The sequence below is a fragment of the Variovorax sp. MHTC-1 genome, assembly GCF_003984645.1.
In the GTDB taxonomy this organism is placed as follows: domain Bacteria; phylum Pseudomonadota; class Gammaproteobacteria; order Burkholderiales; family Burkholderiaceae_C; genus Variovorax.
In genome coordinates this window covers 1-14,098 of the sequence record NZ_RWKI01000003.1, presented here as the reverse complement: position 1 = coordinate 14,098, position 14,098 = coordinate 1, and the positions used below count along the sequence as shown (strand labels likewise).

Annotated in this window: 15 protein-coding genes; 8 read left to right on the top strand and 7 right to left on the bottom strand. The window is 67.9% G+C overall.

Annotation, left to right across the window (positions count from 1 at the left end; all coding sequences use genetic code 11):
* The first annotated feature begins 110 nt into the window (after positions 1-110).
* A complete protein-coding gene (locus EJI01_RS05710) occupies positions 111-671 on the top strand; it encodes an MOSC domain-containing protein (RefSeq protein ID WP_126836164.1) in 561 nt (186 codons plus the stop codon).
* Positions 672-701: 30 nt separating this feature from the next.
* Here the strand turns inward: EJI01_RS05710 and EJI01_RS05705 are convergent, their stop codons facing one another.
* The 3 genes from EJI01_RS05705 to EJI01_RS05695 all read right to left on the bottom strand — a co-directional run bounded on the left by EJI01_RS05705 (position 702) and on the right by EJI01_RS05695 (position 4,777).
* On the bottom strand, positions 702-2,015 hold the full coding sequence (locus EJI01_RS05705; RefSeq protein ID WP_126836163.1) for a glycerate kinase: 1,314 nt from the start codon (positions 2,013-2,015) through the stop codon (positions 702-704).
* 91 nt (positions 2,016-2,106) lie between these two features.
* Positions 2,107-3,435, bottom strand: coding sequence for an SLC13 family permease (locus tag EJI01_RS05700; protein WP_126836162.1), 1,329 nt, complete (start codon positions 3,433-3,435; stop codon positions 2,107-2,109).
* A gap of 67 nt (positions 3,436-3,502) precedes the next feature.
* Positions 3,503-4,777, bottom strand: coding sequence for a S8 family serine peptidase (locus EJI01_RS05695; RefSeq protein WP_126836161.1), 1,275 nt, complete (start codon positions 4,775-4,777; stop codon positions 3,503-3,505).
* A gap of 132 nt (positions 4,778-4,909) precedes the next feature.
* Here EJI01_RS05695 and EJI01_RS05690 point away from each other — a divergent pair, with 132 nt between their 5' ends.
* From EJI01_RS05690 to EJI01_RS05680, 3 genes are all read left to right on the top strand, one after another.
* Positions 4,910-5,431, top strand: coding sequence for an RNA polymerase sigma factor (locus EJI01_RS05690; RefSeq protein ID WP_126836160.1), 522 nt, complete (start codon positions 4,910-4,912; stop codon positions 5,429-5,431).
* The gene (locus tag EJI01_RS05685; protein ID WP_126836159.1) at positions 5,428-6,213 is read left to right on the top strand and encodes a hypothetical protein; all 786 of its coding nucleotides are present in this window, start codon (positions 5,428-5,430) and stop codon (positions 6,211-6,213) included. Before EJI01_RS05690 ends, EJI01_RS05685 begins: the two co-directional genes overlap by 4 nt.
* Before the next feature lie 176 nt (positions 6,214-6,389).
* A complete protein-coding gene (locus EJI01_RS05680) occupies positions 6,390-7,094 on the top strand; it encodes a hypothetical protein (RefSeq protein WP_126836158.1) in 705 nt (234 codons plus the stop codon).
* Between the two features lie 93 nt (positions 7,095-7,187).
* On the opposite strand, the gene EJI01_RS29645 is transcribed toward EJI01_RS05680, so the two are convergent.
* Genes EJI01_RS29645 through EJI01_RS05670 form a run of 4 tightly spaced genes read right to left on the bottom strand, consistent with a single transcriptional unit; the run spans position 7,188 to position 9,028 of the window.
* On the bottom strand, positions 7,188-7,385 hold the full coding sequence (locus EJI01_RS29645) for an alcohol dehydrogenase catalytic domain-containing protein (RefSeq protein WP_409513937.1): 198 nt from the start codon (positions 7,383-7,385) through the stop codon (positions 7,188-7,190).
* Positions 7,386-7,403: 18 nt separating this feature from the next.
* Positions 7,404-7,547, bottom strand: coding sequence for a hypothetical protein (locus tag EJI01_RS28680; RefSeq protein ID WP_185878832.1), 144 nt, complete (start codon positions 7,545-7,547; stop codon positions 7,404-7,406).
* 22 nt (positions 7,548-7,569) lie between these two features.
* The gene (locus EJI01_RS05675) at positions 7,570-8,598 is read right to left on the bottom strand and encodes an alpha/beta fold hydrolase (protein ID WP_126836157.1); all 1,029 of its coding nucleotides are present in this window, start codon (positions 8,596-8,598) and stop codon (positions 7,570-7,572) included.
* A gap of 46 nt (positions 8,599-8,644) precedes the next feature.
* Positions 8,645-9,028 carry a helicase SNF2 gene (locus tag EJI01_RS05670; protein WP_126836156.1) on the bottom strand — a complete coding sequence of 128 codons (384 nt, stop codon included), beginning with the start codon at positions 9,026-9,028 and terminating at the stop codon, positions 8,645-8,647.
* A gap of 370 nt (positions 9,029-9,398) precedes the next feature.
* Here EJI01_RS05670 and EJI01_RS05665 point away from each other — a divergent pair, with 370 nt between their 5' ends.
* The 4 genes from EJI01_RS05665 (at position 9,399) to EJI01_RS29235 (ending at position 13,449) form a co-directional block, all read left to right on the top strand.
* A complete protein-coding gene (locus tag EJI01_RS05665) occupies positions 9,399-10,370 on the top strand; it encodes a Bug family tripartite tricarboxylate transporter substrate binding protein (protein ID WP_126836155.1) in 972 nt (323 codons plus the stop codon).
* The gene (locus tag EJI01_RS05660; protein WP_126836154.1) at positions 10,325-11,890 is read left to right on the top strand and encodes a sulfatase-like hydrolase/transferase; all 1,566 of its coding nucleotides are present in this window, start codon (positions 10,325-10,327) and stop codon (positions 11,888-11,890) included. The genes EJI01_RS05665 and EJI01_RS05660 overlap by 46 nt, the downstream gene beginning before the upstream one ends.
* A 39-nt stretch (positions 11,891-11,929) precedes the next feature.
* Positions 11,930-12,853 (top strand): LysR family transcriptional regulator, encoded by a 924-nt coding sequence (locus EJI01_RS05655; protein WP_126836153.1) that lies wholly within the window; start codon positions 11,930-11,932, stop codon positions 12,851-12,853.
* 86 nt (positions 12,854-12,939) lie between these two features.
* Complete coding sequence (locus EJI01_RS29235; protein ID WP_260602343.1) at positions 12,940-13,449, top strand: FAD-linked oxidase C-terminal domain-containing protein; 510 nt, start codon at positions 12,940-12,942, stop codon at positions 13,447-13,449.
* The last annotated feature ends 649 nt before the right edge of the window (positions 13,450-14,098 follow it).

The following is a 14,098-nucleotide window of genomic DNA, read 5'->3' as shown; positions in this document are numbered from 1 at the left end:
GCCTCCGAAGAGGCAATTCGCTCGTAAGGTCGATACAGCTGACGGCCAACACCGGGCCCTTCGCTGGGCCAGTCGGGCGGCAGAATGCGGCAAGAACCTCAGATTCTTGTATGCCTGACGAATCCACCCCCATCCCCCGTGTCCGAGCCGTTTCGCTCAGCCCTTCTCATCACTTCTCGAAGATTCCCGTGAGCAGCATTCGCTTGCTGGAGGGCCTGGGCGTGGAAGGCGATGCGCATTGCGGCGAGACGGTCAAGCACCGGTCGCGTGTCGCGCGGAATCCACTGCAGCCCAACCTCCGCCAGGTGCACCTGGTGCAGATGGAGCTGTTCGATGAGCTGGCCGCTGCCGGCTTTGCTCTGAGGCCTGGCGACATTGGCGAGAACATCACGATGGGCGGGCTCGACCTCTTGGCCTTGCCCGTTGGCACCGAGCTGAAGATCGGGTCAGGGGCACTCATACGCCTGACAGGCCTGCGCAATCCGTGCAAGCAGCTCGATGCCTTTCAACAGGGCCTCACACAGGCTGTGTCGGGTCGCGCAGCGGACGGGTCTCTCGTTCGAAAGGCCGGCGTGATGGGCGTTGTGGTGCTCGGAGGAGAAGTGGCTCCGGGGGATGCGGTTTCTGTCCACCTTCCCACAGGCCCGCATCGCCCAATGGAACCCGTCTAGGGTGCCAGCCACATCTCGTATCTGCCGCTCTTAGAAGCGCTCCGCCAGGCGCCGATGAATGCGGTCTGTCGCATCCATCGTGCTCTGCAGCCAGCCTGCCTCGTTGAGCACGCGGCCGTTCGGTTTTGCAAGTCGCGTCCCCGCCCACAGCAAGCGCACCGTGTTCTCCGCCGCCCTCGCCAGCCATTCGCTCGCGTTTTCCATCGACTCGTCCAGCGTGCATGGCCGTTGCTGAATGCTGGCGAACGCATCGATGCCGTGCGCCAGGTTCAGGCGCGCATCCGTGCCCAGGGCGCCAGCCAGGGCTACGACGGGCAAGCCGCGCAGTTTGGCGCGACGCGCCACCTCGGCAGGCACCTTGCCGAAGGGCGTCTGGCTGTCGAGGCAGCCTTCGGCGGTGATGACGAGGTCGGCGCGCCGCAACAATGCGTCGAAGTCGAGATAGCGCATCACCAGGTCGAAGCGCGGATGCAGTGCGCCGCCGAGCAGCCCAGCAAAGGCGGCGCCCAATCCGCCCGATGCGCCGCCGCCAGGCACATGGCCGACCTCGGCGCCGGTGCAATCGCGAATACATGCCGCCCAGTGGTCGAACGCGGCGCCGAGCTGCACCACCTGCTGCGGCGTGGCGCCTTTCTGCGGCCCGAAAACGCGCGCCACGCCGCGCTCGCCGAGCAGCACGTTGTGCCAGTTGACTGCCGCATCGAGCTGGACGTGGGCCAGTCGCGCATCGAGCCTTGACAGATCGATACGCGCCAGCCGGTGCAGCGCGCCGCCGCCGGCGCCGAGTTCGCTGCCGTCGGCGTCGAGCAGGCGCGCGCCCAGGGCCTGCACCATGCCGGCGCCGCCATCGTTGATTCCAGAGTCGCCGCAGCCGAGCAGGATGCGCTCGGCGCCGGCATCGAGCGCGGCGCGGATCAGCTCGCCCACACCACGGCTGGTGGTCGCCATCGGGTCGCGCGCATCGCGCGGCACCAGCCGCAGGCCGGCTGCGGCCGCCACTTCGACCACGGCGGTGCGTGGGCCATCGCCGCCGAGCAGGCCGAAGCCGGCGGCAACGGGTACACCGAGCGGACCTGTCACGGTGTGGGCTTGCCAGCGACCCTGCGTGGCGCGAACCATGGCCGCGCTGAAGCCTTCCCCACCATCGATCATCGGCACGCACAGCACCCGGGCGTCGGGCATGGCGCAGCGCACGCCGGCCACGATGCCGTCGGCCACCTGCGTGGCATCGAGGCCCTCCTTGAAGCCCGAGGGCGCCACCAGCACGGTGAAGGACGGTGCGGCGTGGCGTTGTGTAGCGCGCGTGGGTCGACGGGTCCGGCGGTGATCGATGCGGGTGCGCATGATGGGGCTCCTTGACATTGCGCCGGCGAAGGCCTGCGCTTGATGGGAAGACGCAGGCCGAGCCGCGCTATTCCGTCGCTGCGCGAGTTTTTTAATGCCCAAGCCCTTGGAGCGGCCAGACGACGAACGCGAACAGCGCGAGCAGGCACGTTGTCGCCAGCGCCAGCGGCACTGCCAGGCGCAGCAGGTCGCCGGAACCAAAGGCGCCCTGCCCGCCCGGGCCCATCGCGCGCGCAAAGATCGCGACCGGCTTGGCGCTCAGCGCGAAGCTCTGGCAGAAGCCGCTGCCCTGCACGCAGACAAGAACCAGCAGCGCCGCATCGGCCCCGGTGGCCGATAGCGGCAGCGCCACCGCGGGCATCAGCACCATCGCGCGGGCCGTGCGCGAGACGATGACCAGGTGCGACAGCACAGCCACCACAGCGGCGATCAGCAGCGCCGTGCGCGGGCCGATATCCGCCGTCTGCAGCGCCCCGGCGGCGCCCGCGAGCCACGCCTGCACCGCCCCGCTGGCCAGCAGCGCCTGTGCCATCAGCATGATCGCCGCCAGCAGCCCGAGCAGGCGCCAGTCGACCTGCCGAAGGGCCTGCGGCAGGCTGGTGCCGGTCAGACCCCGTCGGGTCGCGACGAGCGCACCGCCGATCGCGACGGCCACCAGCGGCAAGCCGAGCGCGGGCGCGACCAGCCAGCCCGCCACGGTGAGCCCCGTCACGGCGCCGACGGCGCGCTGCGCCCGCGTGAGCGGCGGGCTCGATGGCGCGCGCCAAGCGGGCCGCGCGCGGCGCTCGTGCGCTTGCAGAAACATGTGCAGGATGAGCCAGGTCGCCACGGCGCAGGCTGCCAGCGCGAAGGGCGCCGAAAGTACAGCCCAACGCCCGAAGCCGATCGGCGCGCCGCCGAGGCGCACGATGACGTCAGCGGCAATGAGATGCGCGCCCGCGCCGGTGAGCGATGCGCCCGCCGACAGCAGGATGACGGTGGGGAACAGCAGCGCCAGCGCGCGCACCGGCCCCGGCGCCGCGAGCACGCGCGCGAGCGCGGCGAACACCGGCATCAGCAACGCGGCGCGGGCCGAGGTGGAAGGGATGACGAAGGCTGTGGCCGCAATGAAAAACGTGAGCCGCCAGCACAGTGCGGCCATGCTGCCTGCGCCCGCGATCACGCGCAGCGCGAGCCGCTCGGCCAGGCCGCTGCCCTGCACGACGGCCGCGAGCACGAAGGTCGCGAGCAGCAGCCACAGCAGCCCGGACCCCAGCAGCGCAGGCACCGCCGCAACCGGCAACGCGCCGAGCGCTATCAGTGCGACGCACAAGAGCGCCGGTGCCCAGGGCCGAAGCTGCGACAGCACACGCGCGGCCGAGGGCAGGCGCCGCAACGCCAAGGACGGGGCGGACACAGGCAAGCGAAGGGGCTGGATCATGGCGCGGTCTCCGGACGGTGTGCACCGAAGACGGCCGGCGGCGCGCTTTATTCCCCTGGGATCGCGATCAGCGCTGCGCGCGCTCCCCGCACAACCGGGCCAGCTGCAGCAGGCCCAGGCCGTAGACCGGATCACGCCCCAGCGCGCCCAGATCCAGCGCCGCGTCACCGAGCGCGCGCCGCACGGTTGCGGGATTGCTGCCGGGCCGCCCGATCAGCGCCGCCGCCGCCGCCGTGACGAAGGGCGCGGCGAACGAGGTGCCACTGCGCGCCACTGTCGCCCTGCCGGCATCGGTCGTCGGCACGGCGACGCCGGGCGCAGCCAGCTCCACGTGGGTGCCTCGGCCCGCGCGGTGATAGACGCGTCGATCGTCAGCGACGGCGGTGACTGCGATCACCTGCGGGTAGGCAGCGGGGTACTGCGGCGCCGCGCGCGGGCCGGCGTTGCCAACCGCCGCGACCATGACGATGCCCCGCCGATCGAGCTGTGCCAGCGCATCGCCGAGCAAGGCGTTGGCGCTGCCGGCAAAGCTCATGTTCACGACCTGCGCGCCGGCACTGGTCACGGCATCGAGCGCCGCCACCAGATCCCAGGCCTCCATGCGGTCGCCGGCAGCACCGGCGCGGTAGAAAGCGTTCACCGCCAGCAGGCGCGCGCGCGGCAGCAGGGAGACGACGCCCTCGCCGCGTCCAACCAAGAGCGCCGCCACGGCCGTGCCGTGCGCCGTGTCCGCACGGCGGCGCTGGCCGTGTCCCGGCAACGTCAGCCGTTCGATCGCGGCGCCTTTCAGCGCCGGGTGGCTGTGCTCGACGCCGGTGTCGATCAGGCCGATGGTCGGCTGGGCGGCGTTGCAGCGCGTACCCGCGGCCGGCCATTGGATCTGCGCCAGCGGCCAGCCCGGCGTACAGGGGAGACCGTTGCAGACCGACTGTTGATTGAGCCGGTAGCTGTGATTGTGGTCGGCCCGCACTGCGCCCCCGAGGGCGCGCACCTCGGCCAGCGGATCGCGCCGCCGGCCCGTCGGCGCACGTAGCAAGGTCACATTGCCCAGCAGCGCATTGGGCCGCTGCGCGACCACTGCGTAGCCGCGCTGGCGCAGGGTAGCGAGCTGGGCCGGCGTGAGCCCGGTTGCGATCACCTCGCGTGGCGGCGTGCGCCGCATGGGGCGCTCGCGGTCATCATCGTCGTCGTCATCGTCGTCATCTGCGTGGGCGACCGACCCGCCGCCCAGAGGCGCGCCATCGAACGCAGGCAGCAGCGGCAGCCAGCTGACACCCAGCCCCAGCAGACAACGCAGCAGGAAGGGCAAGGCAGCAACGGGTGAGCGAAGGCGAAGGGTCATCGGGGGCTCCGGCAGATCGACGATCGATAGACTAGGACAAGACGCGGCCAGCGCACGGTTATTCCATCCTCGATGCAAAACGGATGGAATAAAGTGGCCGGCCGCACGTGTTCCATCCCATGAGGACCAAGGATGCCTGAGGACCGGGGCCGGGCGCTCGTCGAGGCGCTGCCGCGTTTGCGTCGCTACGCGATCGCCATCTGCCGCGACGGCGACATCGCCGACGAACTGGTGCAGGGCGCGTGCGAGCGCGCTCTGGCCGCGCCGCCGCGCGACGACAACGCCCCCTTCCTGGCGTGGGTGTTCACCATCCTGCGCAACCTCTGGTTCGACCGGCTGCGCCGCAAACAGACCGAAGGAGTCACGATGGACATCGACGACATGAGCGAGTTGCCTGCCGACGCAGACGAGGACGAGCGCATGGACGCGCGCCGCACGCTGGAGCGCGTGCAACTCGCGATCGACCGTCTGCCCGCCGCCCAGCGCGAGCTGATGCTGCTGGTGTGCGTGGAGGAGCTTTCGTACAAGGAGGCCTCGGCCGTCACCGGCGTGCCGATCGGCACCGTGATGAGCCGCCTGGCCCGCGCGCGGCTGCGTGTAGCGCAACTGGCCGGGCTGGACGCCGGTGCGGCGCCGAGGGAGGTGCACACATGAACGCGTCGACTGATCGTCTCGTCACGGACGACGTGCAGCTCATGGCCTACGTCGACGGCGGCCTGACGGAAGCGGAGGCGGCAGTCATAGCGGCGGCGATCGAACGCGATGCCGCGCTGGCCGAACGCGTCGCGATGTTCCATCGCACTCGGCATCTCGCGCGCGAAGCGCTCGATCGGCAGCTCGGCACGCCCGTGCCGCCGGCGTTGCGCGCAGCAGTCGAGGCGATGGCAGCGGCGCAGAGCGCGCCGGCCACGGCGACGGTGGAGCGCCCTGCCGCGCAGACCACGCGATCGTCTTGGCTGCAGTGGCTGCGCGACGGCTGGGCCAACATGGCGCTGCCGACGGCGGTGGCGGCCTCGGTGCTGGCCGGCGTGGTCAGCTACGGCATCGTCAGCGCGCTCCAAGACGGCCCACCCGTGCTCGCCGTCGGTGACCGCGCGAGCCCGGCGCTGGCCGGCTTGCTCGACAAATTGCCCAGCGGCGGGCAGGCCGTGGCCGACCGCACGCCGATGGCGGTGATCGCGAGCTTTCGCGACGCGGGCGGGGCGCTGTGCCGGGACTTCTCGCTCGAGCCTGACCAAGCCCCGCGGGTCGAGGCAGTGGCCTGCCGCAACAGCATGGGCCAATGGGATCTGCGCTTCGCCTCTGTCGCGGGCAATGATGCAGGCGGCTTTGCACCGGCGGGCGCCGGCTCCGCACTCGACACCTATCTGGCCAGCATCGGCGCCAGCCAGCCGCTTGATGCAGCGGCCGAAGCGGCGGCGCTGGCGGGCCGCTGAAGGCCCGATGGCCGCTCAGGGCGTGAGGTAGCTGTCAAAGTCGGCCAAATTTGCTGCGGCAGTCTGGTCACATAATGATCGACGCCGGGCCGCCACCTGGAACGGGTGAGCCGCGAACAAGAACCATCCCCGTGAGCCCTTGCATGCACGACCCGCACCCCATCGATAGGCGCCGAATGACGGCCATCGCCTCCAAGCTGCTGGCAGCAGGGACCAGAGAAGCCGTCTCGTTGATGCTTCGCGGCGGCCTGGTGCTGCTGCTTATGGCCGACCTCTTGTTCTGCATCCTCCACGTTGCCCGCTGGCTCGAGGTTTTGAATGAAGACCGGTTGCTGCTTCAAGCCGATCGAGGGGCTGCGGAGTGGTGGCAATACCTCAAGGCTGGAGTGGTTGCGGTTGCGCTGGCGATCATGGCCGCGCGTTGCCGCCAGCTCGTCTACGCCGCCTGGGGGCTGGTATTCGCGTACGCGCTACTCGACGACTACTTGATGATTCATGAACGCGGCGGCACCATGCTTGCCCATCTCCTCGGCTTCGCGAACGCCTTCGGATTGCGCACACAAGACCTCGGTGAACTGCTGGTTTCAGCACTCTTTGGCGTGCCCCTGATGCTGCTGTGCTGGTGGGCGCACCGCCACAGCGAACCGCCTGCGCAAGCGCGTTCCCTTCAGTTGCTGGTGATGTTCGCCGTGCTGCTGTTCTTCGGTATCTTTGTCGACATGGCGCATATCGCGGCAGATTCCGCGGGCATCGGATTTCGTGGTTTGACCATGGTCGAAGACGGAGGAGAACTGTTTGCGATGAGCCTCGCCACCGCGTACAGCGTCGGGGGGGTGCTTTCGACCCTTGAACGACCAGCCAAGGCTCATCGCCACGGATAGCAGGATTGCGCCTGCTCCAAAGAATTGCAGGAGATGCAATCGTGAGCCTGGGTATGCCTTCGCGCCTGGGACTTCTATGGCCCATGATCGGAGTCAAGCCGGTTCCGGCATCACGGCATCAGCAGCAGCTTGCCGGTGGTCGCGCGGCTTGCCATGTCGGCGTGGGCCTTGGCGGCATCGGCCAGGCGTAGACCCAGCCATACGTTGGCCGATGTCGGAGCCGTCGACGCCCTCGCCCACGGCCAGCACGCGGCCTGCGCCCTCGACGCCCAAGATCTTCAAGTTGGGCATCTCGTTCCACGCCATGCCCTAGCGCATGCCGATGTCCATGAAGTTGACGCCGGCGATGGCGATCTGCACCAGCACCATCCCGCGGCCGGGCACAGGGTCCGGCCACTTCGAATACGCCAAGGCCTCGACATCGCCGGTTCGGTTCATCACAACTGCTTTCATCGCTGTTCCTTTTGCCGCTGGCTCACCCACGCGCCACGTCGATCACTGCCTTCGCGAAGGCCTCGGGCGCTTCCTGCGGCAGGTTGTGGCCGATGCCGCCGCTGACCAAGCGATGCTCGTAGCGCCCCGAGAACTTCTTCGCATAGGCGCTGGGTTCCGGGTGCGGCGCGCCGTTGGCATCGCCTTCGAGCGTGATCGTCGGCACGCCGATCACCGGCGCCTTGGCGAGCCTGTTCTCGAGCGCCTGGTACTTCGCCTCGCCCTCGGCCAGGCCGAGGCGCCAGCGGTAGTTGTGGACCGTGATGGCAACGTGATCGGGGTTCTCGAATGCCACGGCGCTGCGCTCGAACGTGGCCGCATCGAAGTTCCACTTCGGCGATGCGAGCTGCCAGATGAGCTTGGCGAAGTCGTGGCGGTTCTTCTCGTAGCCCGCGCGGCCGCGCTCGGTCGCGAAGTAGTACTGGTACCACCACTGCAACTCGGCCTGTGGCGGCAGGGGCATCTTGCCGGCCTCCTGGCTGCCGATCAGGTAGCCGCTAACCGACACCAGCGCCTTCACGCGCTCCGGCCACAGCGCGGCCATGATGCACGCCGTGCGCGCGCCCCAGTCGCAGCCGGCAACGGTGGCGACCCGGATCTTCAGCGCATCCATCAGCGCGATGATGTCGGCGGCAACCACCGACTGCTGCCCGTTGCGCGGCGTGTCGGCCGACAGGAAGCGGGTGGTGCCATATCCGCGCAGATACGGCACGATGACGCGGAAGCCCGCAGCGGCAAGCAGCGGTGCGACGTCGACGAACATGTGGATGTCGTAGGGCCAGCCGTGAAGAAGAATCACAGGGGCACCGTCGGCCGGCCCTGCCTCGAAATATCCGATGCTGAGGCTGCCGGCCTCGATGCTCTTGAGCGGCTCGAGGCGCTTGACGCTGCCGGTGCCGGTGCCGGCGGATTGAGCGAAAGCGGGCACGATCGAAGCGAGCTGGGCGGCGGCCATGCCGAGCGCCGCCTTGCCGAGGAACGAGCGGCGGGGCAACTGTTGGGAAGCGGTCATTGAAATCTCCTGGAATCCGAAGTGATTGAATCGCACCAGTGGCCGCTTACAGCGTTCCCTCGGTCACACCGTGCGCCGCCGTTGCGCGCGCCTGCGCACGCACCGCCGTGCGATCGAGCGTGCTTGCGAATGCATGCGGCACGCCGGCGTCGGCGCCGTCCGAATAAAGGTTGCCGATACGGGCCGCGGCCACGCCTTCGGCGCGTGCGTCCGCGCGCACAACCACGGCATGCAACGCCGGAGCGGCGCCTGCCGATGCGCCCTCGCGGTACGGGTCGGGGTTGTGCGATGCAACGACCGCCTCTGTCTTGACGCTGGCGCGGCTTGCGCTGGCATGGAACTGCAGCACGCCCTGGTATTGCTCGGCGCTCGCGCTCAAGGCGAACAGCGACGAGAGGGCGGCGGTGGCGAGAAGGACGGAAGCTTTCATGATGATTCCTTTCGGGTGGGTGATGGCAATCTGGAAGAGAGGTTGTCAGCCGGATCGCATGCGCTTTCCGAACCGATGAGCGATTGTTCGGCGGCGAGGCTGCCTGTCGATCGGCTTGCGTATGCCTCTGTATCTGGGCCTGCTTCGTCAACAATAAATTTCAATCGCAGGTTGGCGCCGATGCAACCGCGAGGAATGGCGCTCGTCTCGCAGGCCTCGTCGGCGCTCTGATGATCGGACTCGCGCGCTGAACGCGCACCGCCTGCCGCACATAAGTTTTTCCGCATACCTCGAGCATCCAAACGGTATTTCTCCTGCTGGATCGCGCGCTCAATACTTGGTCCCCACCAAACCATCGCCAGGAGACAACATGCCTCTCAGCCGCCGCCAGTTCACGGCATGCCTCGGTGCATCCGCCCTTGCCGGCTTGCCCGGCATTTCAATCGCGCAGGACAAGACGCTGCGCGTGCTCGTGGGTTATGCGGCCGGCGGTGCCGCGGATACGGTGGCGCGCGCCGTAGGCGAGGGTCTGCGCGAGAGCGGCCATACCGTGATCGTCGACAACAAGGCCGGCGCGGGCGGCCGGCTCGCGACGGAAGCCCTGTTGACGCTCCCGGCCGACGGCAACACGCTGCTGATGACGCCATTGGGCAACCTGACGCTCTACCCGCATGTGTTCAAGTCGCTGCGCTACGACCCGCTGAAGGATTTCGCCGCGGTGGGAAGCGCCAGCAGCATGAGCTTTGCGATCGCTGTCGGCGCTGACAGCCCGGCCAAGACGCTGCAGGAGTTCCTGGCGCTGGCAGGCAAGGATCCGAAGTTCGCGGCCTATGGCACGCCCGGCGCGGGCACGGCCATGCACTTCGTCGGCGCGATGCTGGGCAAGGAGTCGAAAGTGAATCTCACGCAGGTCGCCTACAAGGGCGGCGCGGCCGCGCTCACCGACGTGGTCGGCGGCAACCTGCCTTGCGTGATCACGACGACGCCCAACCTCTTGCAGATGCATCGCGCCGGCAAGATACGGATTCTCGCGATCTCGGAGGCAACTTCGAACGCGGCGCTGCCCGGCGTGCCGACCTTCAAGTCCGCGGGCTTCCCGGACCTGGTCATCACGGAGTCGTTTGCCTTCTTCGCGCGTAGCGGCACGCCACCCGCGATGATCGCGCAGCTGGGCCAGTCCGTCGCGTCGGCGGTCAAGGCGCCTGCGGTCAGTGCGTTGCTCAAGAAAGCCGAGTACGAGCCGCTCGTGATGTCCCCGGAGGCGCTCGACAAGCAGGTGCGCGCCGAACACGCGAAATGGAGCCGCATCGTCAAGGCGGTCGGCTACACGCCGGAAGACTGAGCCGCCGTTCCGAATTCCCGGACCCACTCATCGACACCCCAGGAGTCGCCGTGCCACGTCGCAATGTTGTCGTCATCATGTCGGACGAACATGACCCTCGCATCATGGGATGCGCCGGACATCCGGTCGCGAAAACGCCCCACCTCGATGCCCTCGCGGCTCGCGGCGTGCGCTTCACCAACGCCTACACGCCCAGCCCCATCTGCGTACCGGCGCGCGCCGCCTTCGCCACCGGGATGCGGGTGCATCAGACGCGGCACTGGGACAACGCCATGCCCTATACCGGTGACCCGCGCGGCTGGGGCCATGTCCTGCAGCGGCAGCGCATCCGGGTGGAGAGCATCGGCAAGCTGCACTACCGTGCGGAAGAAGATCCCGCCGGCTTCGACAAGGAGCACATCCCCATGCACGTGGTGGGTGGGCACGGAATGGTGTGGGCATCGATTCGCGATCCGTACGTCTCCACGCCTTCGGCCAAGCGCATGCTGGGCGATCGTGTCGGCGCGGGCGAATCGGCCTACACCTCGTATGACCGTTGCGTCACCTCGCGCGCCGTGGAATGGCTGCAGGACGCGGCGCAGCGCCGCCATGATCCCTTCGTGCTCTACGTGGGGCTGGTTGCGCCGCACTTTCCGCTGATCGCACCGGAGGAGTTCTTCTCGCTCTATCCGCTGGAAGGCCTGCCTGCGCCGAAGCTTCACCCGTCCGAGGGCTACCAGCGGCATCCATGGGTGCAGGCGTACGCGGACTTCATGAAGAACGAAGAACAGTTCAAGTCACCGCAGGAGCGGCTCGAAGCCTTCGCCGCGTATTACGGCCTGTGCAGCTTTCTCGACCACAACGTAGGCGCCATCGTCGATGCGATCGCGCAGGCCGGATTGCAGGACGACACCACGGTGGTCTATACGTCCGACCATGGCGACAACCTCGGCGCGCGCGGGCTCTGGGGCAAGTCGACGCTGTACCAGGAGAGTGTCGGCATTCCGATGATCGTGGCCGGACCCGGCGTGAAGCCGGCCGTCTGCGAAACACCCGTCGACCTGCTGGACCTGTTCCCGACGATCCTGGAGGGAGCCGGCATCGACCCCGCCCCGAAGATGGACGCCCGTCCCGGGCAATCCCTCTATGCGCTCGCCGCGGCATCTGAGGATCCCGAACGCGTTGTGTTCAGCGAATACCACGCGGCGGGCAGCAACACGGCCGGTTTCATGGTGCGCAAGGGGAAATGGAAGTTCCACTACTACGTACGCTACCGGCCTGAACTGTTCGACCTGGAAGCAGACCCGGAAGAGCTCGACGATCTCGCCGGCGATCCCGCCTTCGCACACCTCGTGCAGCACATGGAGGCCGAGTTGCGACGCATCTGCAACCCCGAAGCGATCGATGCACTCGCGAAGTCGGACCAGCACGCCATGATCGAGAGGCTGGGCGGCGTCGACGTCGCATCGAAGATGGGCGCGGGCGGCGCCACCCCGGTGCCGAAGAGTGCGTTGGCGGAAGCGGGCACGGCCCCCGCGTGAGCGCGAGCAGCGCCAGGTCCATGCATTAGAGTGGGCGCCGTGACGCCACGGCAACTCAAGTACTTCGTGGAGATTGCCCGCACCGGCAGCATCACCACGGCAGCCAGCACCCTGCACATCGCGCAGCCGGCGCTGAGCCATCACATCTCGGCCATGGAAGAGGAACTGGGCGTCGCGCTGCTCGAGCGCCATGCGCGCGGCATCAAGCTCACCACCGAGGGACAGCGCCTGCTGGACCGTGCCGTCTCGATCCTGCGGCAACTGGACCGTCTCAACGACGACGTGCGCGATGCGTCGACCCAAGCCCGCGGCGCGGTGAGCCTGTGCCTGGTGGGCTCCGTGGCGCAGGTGCTGACGGTGCCGCTGTTCCGGCTGCTGGCCGAACGCGCGCCCGAAGTTCGCCTGCAGATCAGCACCGGCATGTCGCGCGAGGCCCGCGCGCTGGTCGAAGCGCGCCGCGTGGATCTGGCACTGCTGCCGGTCGCCTACGAACTCCCTCGCCTTGAATCCATTCCCGCCTTCGAGGAGCGCTTCTGCCTGTTCGGCCTCGACTTCCCGTTCGAGGGAGAAGGCGGCCCCATCCGGTTCGCGGAGATCGGCGACCGCCCGCTGGTCGCGCCCGACCGCGACCATGACCTGCGCAAGCTCATCGAGCGCACGGCGATGGCGCACAACTGCGCGCTCAACGTGCAGTACGAGCTCAACAATCCGGAGCTCTACCGCCGAGTGGTGCAGGAAGGACTGGCTTTCGCGATCATGCCGCGCAACGCCTTCTCCGATGCCGAGGCCTTGGGGGTGGTGGCGCGCGACATCGTCGAGCCGAGCATCGAGCGCACCCAATCGGTCGCGTGGATGGTCGACCATCCGCTGACGCCGGCCGGAGAGGCGGTGCGCACCGCACTGCTGGACGTGATCGCGATGCTGATGGCTGACGGCACCCTGAAGGCCCGCCCGCTGCCATAAGCTTTCCCTCATGCGTGCAGCGCAATCGGTATTTCACGCCGCGCGTCCCAACACCTAGAGTGGCGAGAGCAACAGGAGACAAATCCATGGCAGAGATCGAAGCCCCCGCTGGCGTTGCCGATGAGCTGCGCGACGCGCTCGTGTCCGTGCTGGGCGAAGCCAACGTCGCCTCGGATCCGGCCTTGCTCTCCGCCCAGTCGGGCGACTGGAGCGAGGCAAGGAAGATGGCACCCGCACTCGTGCTGTTTCCGCGCACGCCCCAGCAGGCGGCCGATGCGCTTGCGCTGTGCGCGCGGCACCGCCAGAAGATCGTCGTGCAGGGGGGGGCCTCACCGGCCTGGCCGGTGGAGCGACACCGGGGTCGGCGGAGATCGCCTTGTCGCTGGCCAGGCTCGACCTTTCCGCCTTCGAGGCAATGTGGTCCGACTTCATGGAGGCCGCGCAGGAGATCGATCTCGGCGGAGCACGGCATCGGCGTGATCAAGAAGGAGTTCCTGCGCTTGGCGCGCAGCGATGCCGAACTCGAACTGATGCGCAGCCTCAAGGCCGTGCTTGATCCTGTCGGAATCCTCAATGCCGGAAGAGTTTTCGCCTAAACCGTGCCTGGACGCATTGCGCGGGCCACCGATTCTGAGGCGTCGCCAACCTGCAGTGCGCGGGAAAAATCACAGCTGTCTTGAGCAAGCATGGCTATTGAGCTGATCAGAGAGCTGCGCTGCTCGGACCGATACATCGCCACGTAAGGAATATCAGGTGCTGCGGGCGTCACCACGTTACCCCATGCGAAGCTGCGATCGCTGTTGCGATGGATCTGCAAGACTCACGCAATTTCCCGTGAGACCTAGGCGCATGCGACGCGTACTGCCGTCATGGTTCTGGCCGTCGTCCAATCCGAGGTTCCAGGCTGTGCGGTTGCGGCAAGTCAATAGAGCCGGAGGGTCGCGGAGCTCGGCAAATGCTTGGCCGAACGGAGCGTGGCGCGGTGCCGCGCAAGAAGAATGTCTTGAAAGCAGCGAGTGCTCATATCGCGCTCAGGCTGGGGATCACTTGGTCAAAGCTGCGCGAGAGACGCGTGAATTCCCCGCGGGAGTCAATCTGTTCAGTGAAGGATGAGAGGCGTTGGAGATCCGCCTCACTTGGGGCCAATGTTCGGTAACGCACCGACCCGTCGCCGCCGCGCGTGCACTCTGCCTACTTTGTCCAAGGGCAGGAGCAACGCAATGACAGCGAACGCCCAGCACGCGC

Coding starts and splice junctions, on each gene's coding strand:
- EJI01_RS05710 (WP_126836164.1), top strand. CDS start 111: ATGCCTGACGAATCCACCCCCATCCCCCGTGTCCGAGCCGTTTCGCTC.
- EJI01_RS05705 (WP_126836163.1), bottom strand. CDS start 2,015: ATGCGCACCCGCATCGATCACCGCCGGACCCGTCGACCCACGCGCGCT.
- EJI01_RS05700 (WP_126836162.1), bottom strand. CDS start 3,435: ATGATCCAGCCCCTTCGCTTGCCTGTGTCCGCCCCGTCCTTGGCGTTG.
- EJI01_RS05695 (WP_126836161.1), bottom strand. CDS start 4,777: ATGACCCTTCGCCTTCGCTCACCCGTTGCTGCCTTGCCCTTCCTGCTG.
- EJI01_RS05690 (WP_126836160.1), top strand. CDS start 4,910: ATGCCTGAGGACCGGGGCCGGGCGCTCGTCGAGGCGCTGCCGCGTTTG.
- EJI01_RS05685 (WP_126836159.1), top strand. CDS start 5,428: ATGAACGCGTCGACTGATCGTCTCGTCACGGACGACGTGCAGCTCATG.
- EJI01_RS05680 (WP_126836158.1), top strand. CDS start 6,390: ATGACGGCCATCGCCTCCAAGCTGCTGGCAGCAGGGACCAGAGAAGCC.
- EJI01_RS29645 (WP_409513937.1), bottom strand. CDS start 7,385: ATGCCCAACTTGAAGATCTTGGGCGTCGAGGGCGCAGGCCGCGTGCTG.
- EJI01_RS28680 (WP_185878832.1), bottom strand. CDS start 7,547: ATGAAAGCAGTTGTGATGAACCGAACCGGCGATGTCGAGGCCTTGGCG.
- EJI01_RS05675 (WP_126836157.1), bottom strand. CDS start 8,598: ATGACCGCTTCCCAACAGTTGCCCCGCCGCTCGTTCCTCGGCAAGGCG.
- EJI01_RS05670 (WP_126836156.1), bottom strand. CDS start 9,028: ATGAAAGCTTCCGTCCTTCTCGCCACCGCCGCCCTCTCGTCGCTGTTC.
- EJI01_RS05665 (WP_126836155.1), top strand. CDS start 9,399: ATGCCTCTCAGCCGCCGCCAGTTCACGGCATGCCTCGGTGCATCCGCC.
- EJI01_RS05660 (WP_126836154.1), top strand. CDS start 10,325: ATGGAGCCGCATCGTCAAGGCGGTCGGCTACACGCCGGAAGACTGAGC.
- EJI01_RS29235 (WP_260602343.1), top strand. CDS start 12,940: ATGGCAGAGATCGAAGCCCCCGCTGGCGTTGCCGATGAGCTGCGCGAC.